The following is a 21,397-nucleotide window of genomic DNA, read 5'->3' as shown; positions in this document are numbered from 1 at the left end:
AATGTGTTTTGATAGGTGTTTGAATGGTTATTTTTCTAATTTTTTCAAAGTGCTTTTAATTTCCTCTTTGGAGAGCCATTTGCCATCGAGCATTACCCCTTCTACCTCACCCACAGCCCTTATATCTTTTACAAGCGCGTCTTTTGCGTAAACAACTTTTGTACCCATTGCAGCAATCTCCCCATTTTTGACCACCACCGTTTGGTTGTTGAGAGTAGTGTTTTTATACTACCAAAGCTACGCTAATTTGCTTCTAAAAAGTCAAATTCGCGTTTAAACAAGCCTTGCTGCGAATAGGTTTTGTTGTCCAACACAAGAATATTGCCCGTGGCTTTGTCATAGGCTTTCCACTCAGGAAGTCCCTTGCCATTCGGGTTGCCTGTTTTGGCAAAATTGACCCAATAAGACGACATAATGTGCTCTAAATCTTTGTCTTCTGCTTTCCAAGGGCGGTTCCAGGTATGTAACGTATGTAAGGCATACGGAACTTCGGAAGTGTGAAAAGCGCCATAATTAGGGAAATTAGGTTTGTCGGGTGGAACGTGGCTGAACTGATACAGATAGCTTGGTTTGTCGGTATAAGTTGCCAATAAGTGCGAAGGCATTGCGGCAAAGCCCAGCAAAGTTTGTTTTTGTTTGATTGACTTTACTTCATCATTGGTAGTAGCGGGAAAAATGCGTAAGTATTCAGCGGCTTTGTCACCGTATTTGGTTTGCGCTTCTTTTTGATATTCCTCCAAGGTGGTTTTGTTTTCACCTAGAAAACTGCCGTCGCCTGTTACCCAGCCTGTAAGTAATGGTACTTGGTTGTGTTTGCCGTTTTTAAAGTGGGTCAAAATATCTGTGGGCAAGACGTATCCGTCCATTGTTACCCCAAACCGCCCTGCATCTTGGGCGTTGCTCAATTTTTGAAGTTCGTCTGCTGATTTACTGCGCAATTCGGCGAGGGAACTGCACTTGGCTTTTTCCATAAACTTAACCCCCTGTTTTTCCGCATCGGTAAGGTTTTGACTTAAACGGTTCGACAACAATCCGCCACTTTGTGGGATGGCTTTGTGGAATAAGCCTTTGGCCAAAGGAGATGCAATCAGGGCATTCACACTAAATGCACCTGCCGATTGGCCTGCAATGGTGACATTGGCAGGATTCCCTCCAAAATTTATAATGTTTTGTTGAATCCATTTAAGTGCCGCGATTTGGTCTAAAAACCCATAGTTCCCCGAAGCTTGGTAGCCCGATTCTTTGGTTAGGGCGGGGTGAGCCATAAAACCCAGTACACCTACGCGGTAATTAATGCTGACAAAAACAATGCCTTTCTTAGCCATTTCTTCACCGTTATAAATGTCGCAATTGGCCGAACCACTGTTTAAGCCGCCGCCATAAATCCAAACAAAAACGGGTAGCTTTTCTGCTTTTGATGTGGCGGGTGTCCACACATTCAGGTACAAACAATCCTCACTTAAGGGCTCAGGTTTGGCAATAAACTCTTCAGACCAACAGTAAAAAGGCTGAGGTTTATTTTGAATCGGACTTGCCGAAAATTCGGTACATTTTTTTACACCTGTCCAATTTTTTACGGGTTGAGGGGCTTTCCAGCGCAAGTCACCGATAGGGGGCGAAGCAAAAGGAACGCTTTTGTATATACGTAGATTTTCTTTGGCGTAACCTTCCACTTTACCGTTGATGGTTTGAACGATAAGTTGTCCTCTAAGAATAGAGATGAGTGATAAGTGAAGCGTGATGAATAAAATGAGCTTTTTCATTTTTCGTATAGTTTTTCACTTTGGTAATGAGGACAAGCGAGGTTTTTGATTGATAAATAAAAAAATGAAGGCGAGTTTACGGTCTGACTATCGTCTGACCGTAAACTCAACCAAGTATAGATAGGTTAGTTTTTATACGATTTGTCAAGAAACAAATAGCGGGCATCGTCTTTGGCACTTTCGGTACGAGACTCAACATCCAAAATCATCACGGGCGGTGTGCTTTCTCCCGCCTTCGCGGCTTTCCAATTGGGCAGCTTATCCCCGTTTGGATTTCCTGTTTTGACAAAATTGGTAAAGTAATTCAGCATCGTATCCGATACTTTAAAATCATCGGCAGTCCAAGCATATTCTTTCACTAGGTGAAGGTTGCCCATTGCGTATTCAATTTCACAAGCGTGTGGTGCACCTACGGCTTTGGGAGGTTTAGGCGCGTTGGCGTCGGCTCTAACTGTACCACCAGCTAACCCAGATGCCAGTGATTTGTCCACCAAATCAGGGCGAAGTTTGCTGTATAAATAGCGATAAACTGGTTGTGAACTGTTGTTGCGGTGCAAATCAAACCATTTCCAAGTGCTGTAAGAAATGAATCGGTCGGCAGCTAGGGCCGTTGCGGAAAGCTCAATTTCTTTTTCTGAGCCGTGAGGATATAATTTTAAAACTTCCTCAAAATCAGTAGGATACTCTTTTTTGACGCGTGCTACGTAGTTTTCTTCTTTATAGGGTTGTCCTTGCATAAAAGCTTGTCCTGGAATTTCGGCAGAGTTCCAACCGACCAAGAGGGGCACTTGCGCTTGTTCTTTGGCCGCAAAAACCTGAGGTAATGTTTTGGTTAAGAAGTAGTTATCAATTACAATTGGAAATCCGAAGCGGCGAGATTCGTTATAAATTTCGTAAATCTCACGCGTTGACATTCCTCTCAATTCTTTGATGGATTTTATCCCAGCTTTTAGCAAAAACTCAACGCCTTGCTTTTCACCTTCTGCCAGCGGTACGGGTGCCATTGTTGGGTTGATACCTGCACCACTTTCACCAATGGCTCCTGCAATCAAATTTCTCGACAGGGGAGAGGCCATCTGGCAACTTACGCCAATTGAACCAGCCGATTCGCCCGCAATCGTTACTTTTTTCGGGTCGCCACCAAAGGCTGCTATGTTTTTTTGAACCCATTTGAGGGCGGCAGCTTGGTCAAGCATTCCATAATTACCAGAAGCTTTGTAAGGCGCTTCGGCGGTGAGCTCGGGATGGGTTAAAAACCCAAAAATATTCAAGCGGTAGTTGCAAGTGACTACCACAACGCCCTTTTTAGCCATGCTTTCGCCGTCGTAGCGTGGTTCTGAGGCATCACCAGCTACATTGCCGCCGCCATAAAAGTAAACCAGAACGGGTAAATCTTTGGTGTTACGTTTGGCAGGTGTCCATACATTAAGGTACAAACAGTCCTCGCTGACGCCATTTGAGCGGGAATTCATGTCGCCAAACACAACGGTTTGCATCGGACGAGCACTAAATTGTTTGGTTTGTTTTACTCCTTTCCAATTGTCGGCGGGCTGAGGGGCTTTCCAACGTAGTTCGCCAACGGGAGGTTTGGCAAAAGGTACGCCAAAATAGGTTTGAATACCCGTTTTTGTATCATAATTCCCTTCAATGACGCCATTTTCAACGGTTGTTTGCACCGAAAATGCGTTATTTTGAGCTTCGGTGGACATTTGGGTAGCTAAGAAAAGTCCTAACAAATAGACTAATTTCTTCATAAACTTTGATTAAATTTATTTATTGTCTCATTATGCGACAATAATAGTTGCTTTTTGAAAATTATCCTATTTATTTGAAAAAAATTTACATTTGTTGGTCAAAAATCAGTCATCAGTGAAGCAAACAGCGTATTTAAGACACATTGCCTACGATTCGGTTATCTTTGGTTTTTCGGGAGAAAAACTCAAAATATTGATTACGAAGTACCATAATACAGGGCTTTTTGCTTTGCCAGGCGGCTTTGTGAAAATGGATGAAAACCTAAACGATGCGGTGCGCCGAGGTTTGAAGGAACGGACGGGCTTGGATAATATCTATTTAGAGCAGTTTTATACGTTTGGCGATGTGGCTCGATTTCGACCAGAAGTGATGCAAACGATTCTTGAAGCCAATGGACATTCCATCCAGACGTACGAATGGATGCTGGATCGGTTTATTTCGGTGGCCTATTATGCCCTTATCAATTATAGTGAGGTGGTTCCTACGCCTGATGCACTTTCTGATTCATGTGATTGGTACAGTTTAGACGACCTTCCCGAACTGATGCTCGACCACGGCAACATAGTAAACAAAGCCCTACAAACGCTACGCGACAACTTGGAAAGACAACTCGTAGGGATGAATTTATTACCACCACTTTTTACGATGGGTGATCTCCAAAAGGTTTATGAAGCTATTTTAGGTGAAAAACTTCACCGTGGAGCATTTCAGCGTAAAATGTTGGGATTAGGGATTCTAAAGCGCCACGATAAGCAGTACTCGGGTGCGGCCCACAAAGCACCTTTTTTATACAGCTTTGAAGCATGATACAAAAAAATGTCCCAACTCATTCACAAATGCGTTGGGACATTTTTTTGTATCACTTTCAACTACTTAAAATTGTCCTTGTACAAACTGTTTGGGGGTAATGTTGTAACGTTTTTTAAAGACAATAATGAATTTAATGGCTTGCGTATATCCTAGGCGTTCAGCAACTTCTTGTACTTTAAAATATTTTAAAAGCTCACAGGCTCTTTCAAGCTTTCGGTCAAGATAATATTCGTAGAGTGATTTATTGTGAACTTGTTTAAACTTGTTTTGGAGCGTTACTTTGTGCATGTTGAGTTCTAGGGCGATCTCGTCAATTTTGGGTAAAAAACCTCCTTCTAGGTGATTCTCAACGAGTTCCTCTAAGTGTTTTACTACCTTATTGGTGGGAGCAGAAGGGCTGTTGAGGTCAATTGACGAGCAAGCCTGCCGTAGAAAGTCATGGATAAGTTTTTTGGGAGAGACAAACTCTTTCAAATCTCCCGTGGCCCAGCCTGTCAGTGCCAGCAGAGACGTAAAGCAGGCGGGGGGAAGCGGATAGGAGGTTTGGTTCATCCGTAACTCATTGGTTTGTAAGGCAAAACTTTTTTCTAAATAGTCATCTTTTGTGACGATGAAGAACCCTTTCCATTTGGTGTGCGGCCCTACCCCTTCAAACCACGTTATGGGTTGATTTGGATAGAGGGAGCAGTCAATAAACTTAATGGAGGGAGTTGGTGAGATAAACACAATAGCAAGTTTAGCCCCTGAATTAGGCAAAGGGTACTGAAACCACTGATGCGAGGGTAGAACTGGAAGGTTAAACTCATTCCATTCAAAATCAGCGTCTGAGTATAATAAATTGACGTTAAGGGTTGACTCTGCGGCAGTTGTCATGAAAGTGTATGGCTTCATTGCGTCGGCAGTTAGTAGGTTGGAATATTGGATAGTTGTGAGTTTTGACGCAATGTAAGTACCAAAGATACCTAGAGATAGCAACAAATTAAACCAATTGGCAAGTTTTATAGCGAAATAGTACAAAAAGTTTAATAAAATGGCTCTTTATGGTCAATGACAAAGTAATTGTCTTGGTATTTGTGAGGCATAAATAAGGATATATTTAAGGTATGTAATTGATTGGAAGGATAAAATTACTTGATTTTGGTATCAATAAAAATGTAAACGTTTATGTATTAGCGTTCAAAACTCTGATGGTTACTAGTGCTCCAAACGATGTATCGGTTATCTCCAATTCTCCGTTGTTGATTTTTAAAAGAGATTGCACAAGGGTGAGTCCTAGACCCGAACCTTTTTGCTTAGAATTGCCTGTATTGCCAAACCCAGGGCCAGAATCAAGAACTGAAATGGTGACAAATGGTGGTTGTGCATCTGAAGTAAGTGTTATTGAACCCCCTGTTGGCGAGAATTTTATGGCGTTCTGAAGTAGATTTCTAATGATGATTTTAAAATGATTTTCATCAATAGTACATACTAATGTTGGGTCAATTTCATTGACAATGGATAGCTCGTTTAACTCAATATTTGTTTCAAGCAATTCTAAACATTCCTCTACAATTTCTAGCAGGTTACATTGTATTGGCTTTCGTTTAAAAGATTTTTGTTGGCTGTTAGACCAATATAGAAGGTTATCAAGTGTTAGTAGAAGTGTATTGAGTCTAACCATTTTTGAATGAAGTGAACTCCTGATTTCTTCTGCAGTTAATGCTGGATTATTTACAACCTTTTTTATGTTTGTATAAGCGGCTAAAACGGGGCTGCGTAAGTCGTGACCAATGACGCCAAAAAGGGTATTTTGGGTCGAAGTTAATTCGAGTAGTGTATCTGTTTGTTTTCGGTTTTTTCTTATTTGAATACCAATGATAACGAGTGAGATTAATAAAATCACAATTGATAGAATTAGCCCAGTAAATTCTCTGAACTTTTGTATTTGAAATTGCTCTGATTCGTATTTTTTTAATTCAATTTCTTTTTGAAATTCTTTCAATTTTAAATCACTCTCTATTTGTTCTTGAAGTAAAATAAGATTAAAACCAGCGAATAAACTATTCAAACTATCTTTGATTGGAATGAGTTTTTTGTAAATTTCAATACTTTTTTTTAGCTCATTTTTATGTTCTAATAGTAATAACTGATTGATTAGAAAGTCGTACCGATGCGTGATAGATAAATTAGGTGTCTTATCAATCAGGTTTTTTGCCAATTGAGTATAGTTCTCGGCATATACAAATTGTTTTTTTTTGAGGTAAAACGTACTAAAATTATTATAGTAAGTAAGGCTGTCTGTTCTCCCAGGAAGTCGATTTAGTCTTGGTTTAAGTTGGGTAGCTATTATGGAGCTTAGTGAGGGATAGTTGAGCGACTCTCGCATCATATCGTTGATATAATAGGCATATACCATGTCGCTAAGTTCTTTTTTTGCGTGAAATTTACTCAACTCTTCAAAACAACTCTTCGCCTTTTGTAGATCTTTTTTATAAATAAAATACCCAAAATATATAATTTGATAATTAATAGATTTAGGAGTTAATGGGTTGTTTTTTAAGTGCTTATCAAAAAATGAGTAATAGCTAGAGTCTTGTTTATAGGTATAATATATATCCTTAAACAGATAAATAGTTTTATATAAACTCTTTTTGGATTTAGAAATTTCAGAAAATCGAATATTTTCGTATAATTGTTTGACCAAATCCCCTTGCTTGGCATGGCTAGTACTACTACCTAAGAAAATGTCAGAATAAATGGTTAGCTTTTTGTAATTAATTTCTTCTATAAATTCATTGTCTTTTCTTTTTCGTGCCCAATACAACGATTTATTAAACATTTCTAGGGCTCTCTTCCAATTGTATTGCGTGTGTCCTCTGTAATATTGACCGTATTGAAAGTAAATTTCAGGATTAAAAATGGTTATTTTTTTTTCTTTTGAAAATGAATTGATACGATTAAGGTATATTAAAACACTGTCATGTCGAGCATCATAGTAAAGTGTCGTGATTTTGGTTAATACATTCCGAATATAAGTAGTATCTTTTGTGTAGCTACTTGTTGACTTATTTTGTGTAGTTTGAGAAAATGAAAATAGATTAAAAATAAATAGTACAAACAAGAATAAATAAGCTCGCATTGACATGTGATTAATATGCTTATTGATAGTGATACTTAAAATATTACTTTAGGTATCACTATCCTATTGTCAAGGTTTAAAAATTAGGGTCAATATTCAAGTATTGCGCCAAACGACCTCGATAGCTAACGCCCAACGCAAATTTTTGGTTACCAATCCACAAATGACGGCTATCAAAAGAAGCAATATGGATACAATTATAAATATAAGACTTGTGAAGACGGACAAGCTTGGTATGTTCTAGCTGCTTTTCTACTTCCGAAATATTACTGTTGATAAGGCTTCGTTCGCCAGACTTCAAATAAATCATACTGTAAATCCCATCGGCCTCAATGTATAAAATTTCATCAAGTTTATACTGTTGATTTCGGTGGCCTGCTTTAAAGTAAACGGTGTTTTCGTCGATTTTTTCAACTACCTCCTGCATGGCCCTGCGGACTGCTCTGCCGATGCGCGTGACGGTAAATGGTTTTTCTACAAAATCCACCACATCGTCGAGGTCGAAACACTCGGCTGCATAACCAGGATGGGAAGTGACCACAATGGTTGGTGGCAGCGCCAGCGATTTGAGGAGCTCCATTCCGCTAAGCTCTGGCATCTCCATGTCCAAGAAAAGTAAATCGTACTCGTTTTCAAGGAGTTCGGCATAGCCTTTTGTAGAGTCATTGATAATTTTGATGGAAAGAAAAATAGGTAATTTTTCTAGGATACTTTGAAGGTGTTCTGCTTGTTCTGGGTCGTCGTCAATGATTAGTGCGGCCAAATTTTTCATAAAGTTTTCTGCTTTAAATGCTTGAAGAAGGGTAAGTTCAGGATAGGACTAACACTTTGGGACAAAGTAACAAGTTTTTTTGAATAAAAATATAGATGTTCTTCGTTCATTTTTTTTGGAAAATAGGATATACAGTATATACATATTTGGGTTATAATTTATATTTTAGACATTACATTGTATAAAGTAGCCATTTTGTTGTATGTTAGCTTGGATAAGTATATTCGTAATTTAACATAAAATCATACGATTTGGAAGGGACAATAATGTTTTTGTTGGTACATCCTACCCAGTTATTTTGAAAAACCCAGTTAAATGAGGTATTTGTAAGGACAAACCTCTTTTTTGTAACACAATTGCCAATGGTATGTTTTTAAGTGTCACAAAAAACGTGTCCTTAAAACAAAATCCTTAGGGGCTTGTCTCATAAAATCCTTATTTTGGGTCTTTATATGACAGTATATATCTATGGTACTGAGCCTATTTAAAAAATGGCATCATTATTGATAAGGGAGTTTTTTGTAGCAATTGACCTATTTTGTCATTGATGTTACATAGATATATATACATAGCTAAAAGTCGCCATTTTGTATAGTATTAGGTGCTTTAATAATCAACGTAATGAATACTTGGTAAGCTTATTGATAGGCTAATCGACTTCTTATTTGGTATATTTATATTGAATGGAATATATCGCCATTTCATTTGGTTAAGTCGCCATTTGGTTTGAAATCACAGTTACTTCTCTCATTCTTGGTGTCATTTTAGTGTGCTTTTAGATGTGCAATTTATAGTAAATACATGCACAACAACTAATGCCAAGTTCAAGATAATTACCTCTTATCCTTATTTTATCTTAGGGTCAATCACCTTAAAAACAGTATCATATATGAAAGCATTTTATTACTCCTTGCTTCGAAACCATTTTTTTGTGGGGATGCCTGATGGCAGACCTTACCGATTACGCATTGCTTACATATTAGTAAGTTTGTTATTTTTTGGACAGCAGGCTGTTCAAGCCCAGTTTGGCTCGGATTTGGGTGCACCAGCGGTTTCTACGCTGGCGTGGGATCATATTTCGTCTTCTAGCCAAGAACAAACTACATCTTGTTCGATTGGCCTAACAAAAGATGGCCGTGTGTATACGTGGGGCTCGAATCGTGCATATACAATTCATACCCAATCTGCAAAAAGCCAAGGGAACGGCTCTATTATAGGCCCTACTGTGCAGGCAACTCCATTTTACTTGCCTAGTCCAGCAGGTGAAAAAGTTGTTAAGGTAAGAGTGTTGGGGAATAACCTGAGTGGGGTTCGACTGCCTACCTTTTTTGCTTTAACCCAAAGCGGAATGCTTTATGCTTGGGGTATAAACAACGGGCTAGTGGCAACGGCATGGCCTTCCGTTGGCGGCGCCGTACCAGCGGACGCGGATACAACCAAAGCGCGCCGAAGGCCAATACAGCTTACAGTACCTGGTGAAAGTAGCTTTGTTGATTTTGCTACATCCGTAATGGGAGAGTACTGGGTGGCCATAGGGCAGTCTGGAAAAGCGTATCATATAGGAAAAGCTGGAGGGAGTGTATCGCCCACTACTACATTTAATGCTTTACCTCTGCCATCTGGTGTTAGTCCAGGGTTTAAATATACAAATGTATGGGTATCACAAAATGGTACACCGATGATTTATTTGAAAGCGAATGACGGGAATGTGTATTATACAGGACAAATGGGGTTTGGTTATAATACGGCAGTGCCGTCTGTATATCCTGGACAAACGACTACGTCTCCAGAGACTTTAGGCCAAGTATTAACTATTAGTCCTCGTTTGGTTCCATTCCCTGCTGGTGAAAGTATTGCAGAAATTGATATACAAGCAATCTCACAAAATTATGGAAGTATATTTGCTCGGTCTGTAAGTGGAAAAGCTTATTTAGCAGGAGGTTGGCGTTTTGTAAAAGGAGATTACCTTACTAGTTATACTGGGCGAACTTTTGTAGTCGCTCCGCTTAAAAATGTCCCAACAGCCGCAAATTTACAGATCATAGCACCTGCTCCTGTTGTTAATTCAGATAGTGCGTTTGTCTTGAAACAGTTTGTTGAAGTGGCGATGCCTCCGGGTGCTTCAAAGGTAATACATTTTCACGGAGGCGAAGGGCATGCCAGTACGTACTCTCTATATAGTTTAATTATTGGTGATAACAACAAAGTGTACTGGAGTGGCACTAGTGTCGTTGCTGCTACACAAGCTGAGCCGTATGTAGGTAATTTTCTCGAACTAATGAGACAAAATAAACTTTTGAGTGATTTTTGTGCTAATGTAGATTATGGAGCAGCAAATAACTTTTATACCTGGCAACATGAAGCTATTAATTATCGGGGGGCTGTATATATCTATAATACAGTTCTTCAAGGCAATCAATTTCTAATCATATCAAAGTCAGGGAGAGGGTATTTTAGTGGGGATATGTTTATGAATACAGGATCTGGTAAAATATACGCGAATAACGCTTTCAAGCAATTCACGTCTCCATATCCTATTCCGATTGCTAACGAAGTACTATATGATTGTAACACTAGCCCAGGCACGGGTGGCCCGTTGGGCGAGCCTGTATCAACGCCAGGCGTGGGAGTGATTGACTGTTCAAAAACGAAACTGTACCCCGCCCCTGTGCAAGGGACACCCTCTGAGCTTTCGTTGTTGGTAACAATAAACGTAACAACGGTCGGAGATTTCTCGCCCATTACCATCAGTGGTTCGGGCATGAGCTTAGTGAGTGGTTTTGATAAGGTAACGGCCACTACTACGGGAATACAAACGTTTCACATTCCAATCAAATACGATGGAAGTACGTTGACCAATAATTTCCAATTTACGATTGGTCAAGCGGGTAGTTGCTCGGCCGATTTGACCAACAAGCCTTCCAACGAAATTACGAGGGTATGGAGTTTGAACAACTGTTCGGCGATTACCCCAGGCGTACTCTCAAAATAAAAAATACCCTCTCTTATCAACAGGTTAGCCTTGGCTGATAAGAGAGGGGCTTTGCACCTCAGCAACAACTTGAAACCCTACTCTGAAAATTGATAACGTTAAAAAAACTCGTAACGACAAAATTTATCAATACAAATGAAAACATCTTATTACCCCTTACTCTTGAATCAAGTACGGACGAGGTTGCCAGGAGATAAGCTTCGCTGTGCGTTAGTAAGTTTATTGTTTTGTTGCTCATTTTTTGTTGGGCAAAACGTACTGGCCCAGTTTGGCTCCGATTTAGGCAAACCAGCGGTTTCTTCGCTGGCGTGGGCAGATATATCATCTCACCTCAAGAACAACGAATCGATGGCAACCATTGGCTTGACCACCGACGGGCGAGTCTATACCTGGGGCGCAAACCAATTTTTTACCATTCATGCCAAGCGGAACGGTACATCGACAGCAACCCTTGCAAATTCGTATCAGGTAACACCTTACAAGGTGTCGGTGCCAGGCAATGAACCCGTTAAAAAAGTGCGGGTGACGATTGATGAAGCAACTACCTATAACTACGCTAACACATTCTTTTGTTTGACTGCTTCTGGTAAATTATGCGCATGGGGAATTAATACGGGACTTGTTGGAACAGTTGCGGGATGGACGCTTGGGACTCCATCTAGTTATGCTGATACGACCAGGGCAAAGCGGGTGCCAATCCCATTGACGATTTTAGGCGAAAGCGAATTTGTAGATTTTGACGTGCCAAGAAACTCTTTTTATTGGGTTGCGATTGGCGCATCAGGAAAAGCTTATCACATCGGTGATGGAGGAGCCGTAAACACGACGACTTTTGGTGAAATCCCTCAACCTACGGGGGCTGCTGCGAGTTTCAAATATACCAATGTCTGGGTGGGTAACATAGATACACCCTTGCCTCACATTTATTTAAAAGGAAACGATGGAAAAATTTACTATACAGGAAGAATGGGTAGTAGCAGTGTATTTGCATCAGGTGTACCCTCGCTTTTTCCGCTTCCAACGGCTCCGACCCTCACAACGAATGAAACGAATGGTAAAGTAACTTTGATCACCCCGCGTGAAGTTCCCTTTCCTGCGGGGGAAGATATTATTGATGTTAAAGTGGCTGCACTAGATATTTATGCAACGTCTTTTGCGATTGCGGCCAGCGGGAAAGCCTACGCTGCGGGAGTTTGGCGAGTCTCTAGTCGCTACAACGACCCTGCCTATACCAAACCTGGGGTGTATCCTACCAACTATGTAATTGCCCCTTTAAAAACAGCCCCTCTGGCTGCAGATGAATTCAAACGAGTCCCATCAGGCACAGATACTGTTTGTTATCTTAATAAATTTGTAGAGATGGCTATGCCGCCAGGCGTATCAAAAATAACGGATGTCATGGTGGGGAGGCAATTTGTTACGGATTATCATACCACGACACTTGTGGTTGGCGACAACGGAAAAGTGTATTGGACTGGTACAAATGATAATAGGGTAGCAAATACCATCTATGCGGGTAACTACTTATCGCTGGTCAATGTCCAAGGTGAGCCACCTGTGGGAAGTATAGGTGAGTTTACCGATGATTGCAAAGATGTGCTAAACGCAAACTCAATTTCCCGATACTCATGGACGTATGAAGCGGTGAACTATGCAGGGGCAAAGAAACTGATTAAATCAGGTACTGCTGTCGGAGAACAATTTTTTATAATATCGCAGTCGGGACGGGGATATGTTGTTGGTGAATTAGCGGCAAATGCTGGGATTGGTAAAATATCTTATGGTAATGATGGAATGAATGGGGACTATTCTTATTTCCCTATTCCAATCGCCAATGAACTGTTATTGAGTTGCAACACCAGCCCAGGTACAGGAGGCCCCTTGGGTGATCCTGCTCCAGCAGCTGGTACGATTGATTGCTCAAAAACCAAGCTCTATCCAGCTCCAGTGCAGGGAACACCTTCAAAGTTATCGCTATTGGTTACAGTGAATGTGACAACGGCAGGTTTGTTTTCGCCCATTACCGTAAGTGGCTCGGGAATGAGCTTACCTGCTGGGTTTAGTAGTTTAACCGTAGAAGGAACGGGAGTTCAGACGTTACACATTCCAATCAACTACGATGGTAGCACGCTGACAAACGCCTTCCAATTTACGATTGGGCAGGCGGGCAGTTGTGCGGCAGATTTGACGAAAGAGTCGAAAAAAGCCATCGTCGATGTTTGGACGCTTGAATGTGTACCATCCGTAGGTCCGATGTTGAAGAAATAAACAACGTAGATGCCTTTGAGATTAGCTTTATGGCTATCACGTCGGGGCGCCTTCAAAATAATATAATCTCACTTGTTAAGCTTAAATCTCAGCAGATAAGTGAGGTTTGAAATTTCAATAACCAGTTGAGAAGGTCAAGAAAATCGTAATGTTAAAATTTGTAAATCCATATGAGTGCACTTTGTTTTCCTTACTTTTAAGTCAAAAACAGTTGAAGTTAAACTGTCAGGAGATAAGCTTTGTAATGTGTATTTTCTATCGTTTCGTTGCTCACTTTTTACTGGGCTATGTGACGGATAAAAACTTTTCGCCGATTGGACTGAAAACTGATGTGTAAATACACGGTGATTAGTAAAATCAACAAATGTTTGTCTCAAAAAATGCCTATTTGAAATAAATTTCGGTGTGTTTTGTCTATGTTTGATAGATAAATTTAAAATTGGCGTAATTTTTGATAGTGTGGCTTCCCGCGATTGCTATCTTACTTTACATTTATTATATATAGTTGCATATATGTTTATACATAACGCCATTTTATATGATAACAGGGCTTTCCCAAGCTTTCAATTTGATTTCTTGGTAGGGTTATTGGTAGTAAGGTGAGATTCTTTTAGGTATATCTGTTTTTATTAAAATATATCGCCATTTCATTGCCTTGAATCGCCACTTCGTTTGAATTTATCGTTACTTCTAATAAAGTTGGTGTCATTTTAGTGTGTTTTATGATGTGCAATTTATGTAAGTACATTAAAAGCAATTAATACCAAGTTCAAGATAATTACCTCTTATCCTTATTTCATCTTAGGGTCAATCACCTTAAAAACAGTATTGCATATGAAAGCATTTTATTACCCCTTGCTCTTGAAAAGATGGAAGATTCCTAGCATTCTTTCCTTTTATTTACTTACGTGGCTTCTATTTGCTAGAATAACGACCATTAACTCTCATGCACAGTCGGGAGGGCTTGATTTGGGGATGCCCGCTTACTCGTCCTTGTCTTGGGAAGAGATATCATCATTCGACGAATCTGGTGAAGGTTCGTCTATTGGTCTCACAAAAGATGGCAGAGTTTACACATGGGGTACAAACATAGGTTATACAATCCAAACGGAAATGGCATCTACGCAATATACCGATAGATACGTTCGTCAACTAGCTCCGTATTATGTCCCATTTCCAGCGGGCGAAACACCCATAAAAGTACGGACAGCTGCTATTGGATCAAACTTTCGTAATTATGGATTTAGATATGCTACTTTTTTTTGTTTAACAGCCAGTGGGAAGATGTATGCCTGGGGGTTGAATTCGGGAATAGCGGGAAGTGACCTCCCTACTTTTCCCGTATTAAACGGTGGCGTAGATACCACCAAGGCCAAAAGACAGCCCGTACTTATGACCAATATCGGAGAGTCTAGTTTCGTAGATATGGATTTTTCACTAATGAAGGAGTACGGCGTTATTATTGGGTCTTCAGGAAAAGCGTATCATATTGGTAACAATGTTGGTGCCTATCCTACAACCTTTGCTCAATTGCCTAACCCAGCAGGTGTGAGCGCAACATTCAAATACACGAAGGTGTGGGTGTCCAATTTTAATACAACTCCGATTGTCTATTTAAAAGGCAATGATGGCAATATCTATTTTTCAGGAGCAATGCCTGGGAACGGGACTTCGGGCGTACCTTCTGTTTTCTTTGGAAATACTCCCGCCCCTTCGTTTGTTGGTGCCGAAGCTGGTGGTGCTGTCCGTTCCATTACACCGCGTTTAGTTCCATTTCCTGCGGGAGAAGATATTATAAAAATGCACGTGCGTTCTGAAAATCCATATGATAATGCCTACGCGATTAGTGCGAGTGGAAAAGCTTTTGTATCGGGGGCTTGGCGATTCACTTTTGCCCGAGGAGGTGGGGTTCCTGGCGGAGATTACCGGCAGTATGTGGTTGTCCCGCTCAAAACACCTCCCGCCCCCTCTGAGATGTTAGCTGGTTTTTCAAACATAGGGGATGTAGATTCAGCCTATGTACTAAAGCAGTTTACGGAGATTGCTATGCCACCAGGCGTAACAAAAGTAATAGATATTATAGGAGCGTTTCCGAATCAATATCAGAATGTAGGAACTCTTCTGGTGGGGGACAACAATAGGGTTTATTGGAGTGGGTCGGGCTTTGGTGTGTCGAGCACAAACGATATCATGACTGGTAATTATTTGCAGCCAACAACGGCGCCTGCTCCTGCTCGTTTGCCCGATCGTTGTTTTGACATAATTTATACCCGCTCAAATTCGTATTTTTCTTGGATTTATGAAGCAGTTAACTATCGTGGGGCAGCAAAAATATTCATTTCAAGTTTAAGCCGGCAATTAGGAATTATTTCGGCATCAGGAAGAGGTTACTTCGTTGGAAATATGAGTGCTAATACAGCACCTGGTAAAATAACGCTGGGTAACTTCAGATATACCTCTGCATATCCTGTACCCATTGCCAACGAACAGCTATTGAGTTGCAACACCAGCCCCGGCACGGGTGGCCCGCTGGGCGAGCCAGTGTCAACGCCAGGCGTGGGAGTGATTGACTGTTCAAAAACGAAACTATACCCTGCACCCGTCCAAGGGACACCTTCAAAGCTTTCGTTGTTGGTAACAATAGACGTAGCAACGGTAGGCGATTTCTCGCCCATTACCATCAGTGGTTCAGGCATGAGTTTGGTCAGTGGTTTTGATAAGGTGACGGCCACTACCACAGGAGTGCAAACGTTCCACATTCCAATCAGCTACGATGGTAGCACGCTGACAAACGCCTTTCAATTCACGATTGGGCAGGCGGGCAGTTGTGCTGCAGATTTGACAAAAGAGTCGAAAAAAGCCATTGTCGATGTTTGGACGCTTGAATGTGTACCGTCTGTGGGTCCGATGTTAAAAAAATAAAATAAGTTACCCCTTATAATTCGTGAATATGAGAAATAAATTATCCATCTTAAAAAGAGCAATTGGTTGCTGTATAGCGCTTTTGCTTGCGGTGTTTGGGAGCGCGTATTCCCAGACACCACAAGTGAATATCACAGCGTATCAGCCAACAAGCGTACCGTCGGGGGCTACCTTCGAGTGGCACAGCGACTTGCCCGTGGGGAGCGCGAACCTCATGACAAATGCTCAAGCGCAAGCGGTTGCACCAGGTTTGTATTATGCCGTGTACAATTTAGGTGGGAGCCCTGTCTGCTATAGTCAGCCTACACCTATCTTGGTTGTCACCAATGCCTGTGCCGCAACAACCGTCAATTTAAAAGCTTCGGTGGACAGTACAGGGAAACCTACGGGTTCGGTTGTTACTTTTCATACGGATCCTGTTGCGACGGATGCCAACCGAATTTCGAATACGGTTGTGACACCTACATCGACGCCCGTCATTTATTTTGTAGCCTATCGAGATGCCTCAGGTTGTTATACAACATCAAATGCTGGGATTGTGGCCATTGCTACTAATTGTTCTACGCCTTGTTTGGCTGGAACAGCCTCACCTGTGTTGAGTAGTACTTCTTTATCTAACGTATGTCCAGCTACGTTAGTAAGTTTGGGGTCGATTACGGCCAGTAATTTGCCTGCCAATACCACCCTAACGTGGCACAGTTCTAAGACGGCTACTACGGCCAATAAGTTAAGTAGTGTCTCTGGGTTAGGAGCTGGGAAATACTATGCAGCATTTTTTGACGCTACTAATAATTGTTATAGTCCTGCCGATTCAGTTACAGTTACGATTAATGCGTGTAGCTGTCCTGCGGGAACAGTTGCACCCGTGATTGCGGCTACTTCTTTGGTGAATACCTGTCCAGCAACTACAGTCTCGTTGGCTACGTTAACCAATACAGGAACCAAACCAGCGGGTACAACACTGATTTGGAGTACGAATAAAGTTCCAGCCTCGGCTTCAGATACGCTTACCAATCTTACGGTAAGTGCTAGTGGTAAGTTTTATGCGTTGTACTACCATAAAGTAGCCAATTGTTACAGCCCTGCTGATTCGGTAACGGTGCAAATTAACGATTGTGAATCTCCAATTCCACCATTGCCCCCTACGCCAACGGCCTGTGATTACAATGCCGCACCTGCCAATGTAACGTTGACGGTGACCAATGAACCAGCGGGTTATTTGAAAACGTACTTATTGGTGGATATGGCCAATGGCCAAATCGTGAAAACGAATGCAACTGCCCCAAGTTTTACAGGGGTGAATGCGGGTAACTATTACGTGGTGGGAGCCTATTATGCCGATACCTTGAAGGACGCAACGGTTGGGAAAAGAATTACGGAAGTATATAGCACGAGTGGTTGTTTGAAGTATTCGACGCCGCTTGCCTTTCGAGTTTGTGGCGCTTGTGATTACACAACAGCACCCACTACGATTACATTTACTGCCAATCCAAGTACAACCGCAGGGGTGACGACCACCTACGTATTGATTGACGAAACAACCAACAAAATAAAGGCCATCAGTAGCAGTGCTTCATTTGCCGCAGTCGATACGGGATATTACGCGGTTGTGGCTGTATATAGAACCAAACCAATAAATTTTGTCGTTGGAGATGTTCTTTATTCAAAAGTTACGCAATTAGATAGCTGTTATGAAGTGTCGAACTCGATCCATTACCGTGTTTGTAGCATTTCTAACCTGCCACCAATTGCTGTTAATGACATCTTCAATACCGTACAAGATAAGCCCGTTTCAGGTAGCGTGTTGACCAATGACCGTGATCCAGAAGGAGGGCCACTGACGGTGACTACTACGCCCGTGACTCCGCCGACCAAAGGAACGGTGGTACTGAATGCCAACGGCACATTTACCTACACGCCAAATCCAGGGGTAACGGGTCAGGATGTCTTTTGTTACGAGATTTCGGACAATGCAGGCTTAAAGTCCACCGCTTGCGTGACTATTAATATTTTACCAGCGCCAACGGTTGAAAACAACAAGCCAATTGCGGCAGATGATGCGACCGAAACGTACTTAAATACGGCGGTTGTTATTAAAGTCAAAGCCAATGACGTTGATCCAGATCCAACAGGAACACCTAATGGTACGCTGGGGACACCAACAAAGCTGACGGATCCTGCGCACGGTACAGTTGCGTTAAACCCCGATGGTACTTATACTTACACACCGACAACGGGATATATTGGTAAGGACACATTTACCTACCGTATTTGTGACAATGGAACACCAAGTTTGTGTGATACAGCGACTGTTACAGTGACCATTTTACCAACACCGTTGATTGGTAATAAACCACCAATTGCAGTGGATGATGCTAATGTAACGTTGAAAAATACACCAGTAAGTGGAACCGTAGCAACCAATGATTTTGATCCTGATAACAATACCCCACTAACGTTTACTAGAGTAAGCGCGCCGACAAACGGTACTGTTACGTTCAATGCCGACGGAACTTATACTTACACCCCAAATACTGATTTTGTGGGGAGCGACGTCTTCACGTACAAAGTTTGTGATAGCGGTACCCCAGTGAAATGTGATACAGCCACGGTAACGCTCACTGTTTTACCAACTCCTGTGGCGAAACTGGTACTTAGAGTATTACTACAAGGGGCATTATATGCGACTGGCGATGGCTTGATGCGTGATGATTTACGTAGGTTGAATTTAATTCCTTTAAAAGAGCCATATACTGCGCTAAATGATTCACTTGGACTAACAAGCGTTCGATTTAAACACCTGAAAGGTGGAGGAGAACTAACGACGGCTGCGGTATTAGGTGGAAACGTTGGAACGGGTAATGCGATTGTCGATTGGGTGTTTGTAGAATTACGCTCGAAATCAGACTCCACCGTAGTTCTTCAAACGGCTTCAGGATTGGTACAAAGGGACGGAGATGTAGTGTCACCTGTCGATGGAACGTCTGCATTGACGTTTAGTGGATTAACGAGCACTTCTTACTTTGTTTCCGTAAAACATCGCAATCACCTCGGAGTAATGACCAACAAAGCGATTCCCATGACAACGGTCGGGACGTTGGTAGATTTCACAGTGATGGATAGTTCGAATGTCTGGAATCGACCCAATGTTTTAACGTTAAACTACGACGGCGTTGAAATGAATACAACCGTTTTGCCAGGTAAGAAAGCATTGTGGGCAGGAAATGCAGTATCAGATTTTCGCCTTAAATACGATGGTGCCAATACCGATTTGATAAAACCATTGAATGAAATTTTGGTGGATTTTGCGGCACTCCCTTACAACTTCAACAATGGCATAGGTTATAAGCAGGGAGACATCAACATGGATGGAAAAGTAAAGTATGCGGGTGCAAACAACGACATCATTTACATCCAGAACAATATTTTATTGTACCGATTGAACATTGGGCAATTGTACAACTTCAATAACATGTTTGAACAAATCCCTTAAACCTTACCCTACTAATTATTATGGAACGATTGATAAAATATCTTTTAATCTTGTTCGGGGGGCTTTTTGTGAGCGTTCAAGCAATGGCTCAAAAAGTAGAAACAACCATTCGATTCAACTCCACGACGAGTGAATACGAAGTATATGGTAAACCCGATTTTTCGGCGGCAGTATTCAACGTGGGAGGTGGGACTCAAATTACAGTCGTGCTTCCCAAGAGTATAGCAGATGCAAAATTGACGATTACGTCAGTCAATGGTGGAGTTTGGGCGGATAATTCAACCGTCTATGCTCCTACGGCGGCACCTAATTCGGATTTCCACGGCATTTCCACGACTGGCGCGCCAATGTCATGGACAACGGGGCAGGAAAAAATGCTTTTCAAATTTTCTCTCTCGGGTAGTTGTGTAGCGGGTGTGAGACTTTTTGAAAATACGTCTGATCCGCAGTCAGATGCGCCAGGAATGCTTTTTGGTGATTACAATAACTACATTGGAAATGCCATCAACTTTGCTGACGTTTACAAGAGTAATTATGACAATACAGGAACGACTTGTTCGGTCAATTTACCGCCAATTGCGACCAACGACATTGCTGAAACGCCGCAAGACAAACCGTTTACAGGTAATGTGTTGACCAACGATGATGATCCAGAAGGCGGGCCATTGACAGTGACGACGACGCCAGTGACGCCACCGACGAAAGGAACGGTGAGTTTGAACCCAGATGGCACGTTCACTTATACACCAAACCCAGGAGTAACGGGTCAAGACGGTTTCTGTTACGAAGTGAAGGACAATGTAGGCTTGAAAGATACGGCTTGCGTGGTGATTAACATCATTCCAACGCCGACACCAGGCAACGATAAGCCAATTGCGGTGGATGACAATACGCAAACGGAAGTAGGCACGCCAGTGACGATTAACGCGAAGGCGAATGACAGCGACCCAGATGCGTCAGGCACACCAAACGGTACATTGGGCAGTCCAGTGAAATTGACGGATCCGACGAACGGAACGGTGAGTCAAAACCCAGACGGTACTTTTGTTTATACGCCAAATGCGAATTTTACAGGAACGGATAAGTTTACGTACCGCATTTGTGACAATGGAACTCCAAGTTTGTGTGACACGGCTACGGTGAGCATCAATGTGGTGCCAGTGATAGCGGGCAACAACCCACCAGTGGCCGTTGACGATGCGAATGTAACGACGCGCAACACGCCAGTGTCAGGCACGGTAGCGTCCAACGACAGCGACGTGGACAACACGGCGGCAGAGTTGACGTACACGAAAGTGACGAATCCGACGAACGGGACGGTGGTACAGAATTCAAACGGTACTTACACCTATACACCTAATACGAACTACGTAGGCAGCGACCGCTACACGTACAAAGTATGTGACCCAAGCGGCGCGTGCGATACGGCGACGGTAGTGATAGCGATATTGCCACCAGCAAATAATCCGCCAATTGCCACCAACGACATTGCTGAAACGCCGCA

At 42.0% G+C, this 21,397-nt stretch carries 12 protein-coding genes; 6 read left to right on the top strand and 6 right to left on the bottom strand.

Annotation, left to right across the window (positions count from 1 at the left end; translation table 11 throughout):
* Positions 1 to 27 precede the first annotated feature (27 nt).
* The 3 genes from AC23P2_RS25280 to AC23P2_RS25270 all read right to left on the bottom strand — a co-directional run bounded on the left by AC23P2_RS25280 (position 28) and on the right by AC23P2_RS25270 (position 3,517).
* Positions 28 to 198 (bottom strand): hypothetical protein, encoded by a 171-nt coding sequence (locus AC23P2_RS25280; RefSeq protein ID WP_487775772.1) that lies wholly within the window; start codon positions 196 to 198, stop codon positions 28 to 30.
* 44 nt (positions 199 to 242) lie between these two features.
* Complete coding sequence (locus AC23P2_RS25275; protein ID WP_487775771.1) at positions 243 to 1,763, bottom strand: carboxylesterase/lipase family protein; 1,521 nt, start codon at positions 1,761 to 1,763, stop codon at positions 243 to 245.
* Between the two features lie 125 nt (positions 1,764 to 1,888).
* Positions 1,889 to 3,517, bottom strand: coding sequence for a carboxylesterase/lipase family protein (locus AC23P2_RS25270; protein ID WP_487775770.1), 1,629 nt, complete (start codon positions 3,515 to 3,517; stop codon positions 1,889 to 1,891).
* A 115-nt stretch (positions 3,518 to 3,632) separates the two neighbouring features.
* Between AC23P2_RS25270 and AC23P2_RS25265 the strand changes: the two genes are divergently transcribed.
* Positions 3,633 to 4,325, top strand: a complete 693-nt coding sequence (locus AC23P2_RS25265) for an NUDIX hydrolase (RefSeq protein ID WP_487775769.1) — start codon at positions 3,633 to 3,635, stop codon at positions 4,323 to 4,325.
* A 66-nt stretch (positions 4,326 to 4,391) separates the two neighbouring features.
* Here AC23P2_RS25265 and AC23P2_RS25260 read toward each other — a convergent pair whose 3' ends face one another.
* The 3 genes from AC23P2_RS25260 to AC23P2_RS25250 form a co-directional block, all read right to left on the bottom strand.
* The gene (locus AC23P2_RS25260; protein ID WP_487775768.1) at positions 4,392 to 5,219 is read right to left on the bottom strand and encodes a helix-turn-helix transcriptional regulator; all 828 of its coding nucleotides are present in this window, start codon (positions 5,217 to 5,219) and stop codon (positions 4,392 to 4,394) included.
* A 271-nt stretch (positions 5,220 to 5,490) separates the two neighbouring features.
* Positions 5,491 to 7,446 (bottom strand): sensor histidine kinase, encoded by a 1,956-nt coding sequence (locus AC23P2_RS25255; protein WP_487775767.1) that lies wholly within the window; start codon positions 7,444 to 7,446, stop codon positions 5,491 to 5,493.
* 76 nt (positions 7,447 to 7,522) lie between these two features.
* Complete coding sequence (locus AC23P2_RS25250) at positions 7,523 to 8,218, bottom strand: LytR/AlgR family response regulator transcription factor (protein ID WP_487775766.1); 696 nt, start codon at positions 8,216 to 8,218, stop codon at positions 7,523 to 7,525.
* A gap of 889 nt (positions 8,219 to 9,107) precedes the next feature.
* On the opposite strand from AC23P2_RS25250, the gene AC23P2_RS25245 reads away from it, so the two are divergent.
* The 5 genes from AC23P2_RS25245 to AC23P2_RS25225 all read left to right on the top strand — a co-directional run.
* Positions 9,108 to 11,210 (top strand): hypothetical protein, encoded by a 2,103-nt coding sequence (locus tag AC23P2_RS25245; RefSeq protein WP_487775765.1) that lies wholly within the window; start codon positions 9,108 to 9,110, stop codon positions 11,208 to 11,210.
* A gap of 135 nt (positions 11,211 to 11,345) precedes the next feature.
* A complete protein-coding gene (locus tag AC23P2_RS25240) occupies positions 11,346 to 13,478 on the top strand; it encodes an RCC1 domain-containing protein (protein ID WP_487775764.1) in 2,133 nt (710 codons plus the stop codon).
* 834 nt (positions 13,479 to 14,312) lie between these two features.
* Complete coding sequence (locus AC23P2_RS25235; RefSeq protein ID WP_487775763.1) at positions 14,313 to 16,400, top strand: hypothetical protein; 2,088 nt, start codon at positions 14,313 to 14,315, stop codon at positions 16,398 to 16,400.
* 28 nt (positions 16,401 to 16,428) lie between these two features.
* Positions 16,429 to 19,893, top strand: a complete 3,465-nt coding sequence (locus tag AC23P2_RS25230; RefSeq protein ID WP_487775762.1) for a cadherin-like domain-containing protein — start codon at positions 16,429 to 16,431, stop codon at positions 19,891 to 19,893.
* A gap of 20 nt (positions 19,894 to 19,913) precedes the next feature.
* On the top strand, positions 19,914 to 21,397 hold a 1,484-nt coding region (locus AC23P2_RS25225), incomplete at its 3' end, for an Ig-like domain-containing protein (protein ID WP_487775761.1).

The sequence above is a fragment of the Runella sp. R0.1_18 genome, assembly GCF_057652155.1.
The sequence above is the reverse complement of the archived record's forward strand: the minus strand, read 5'-3'. Positions and strand labels throughout refer to the sequence as shown.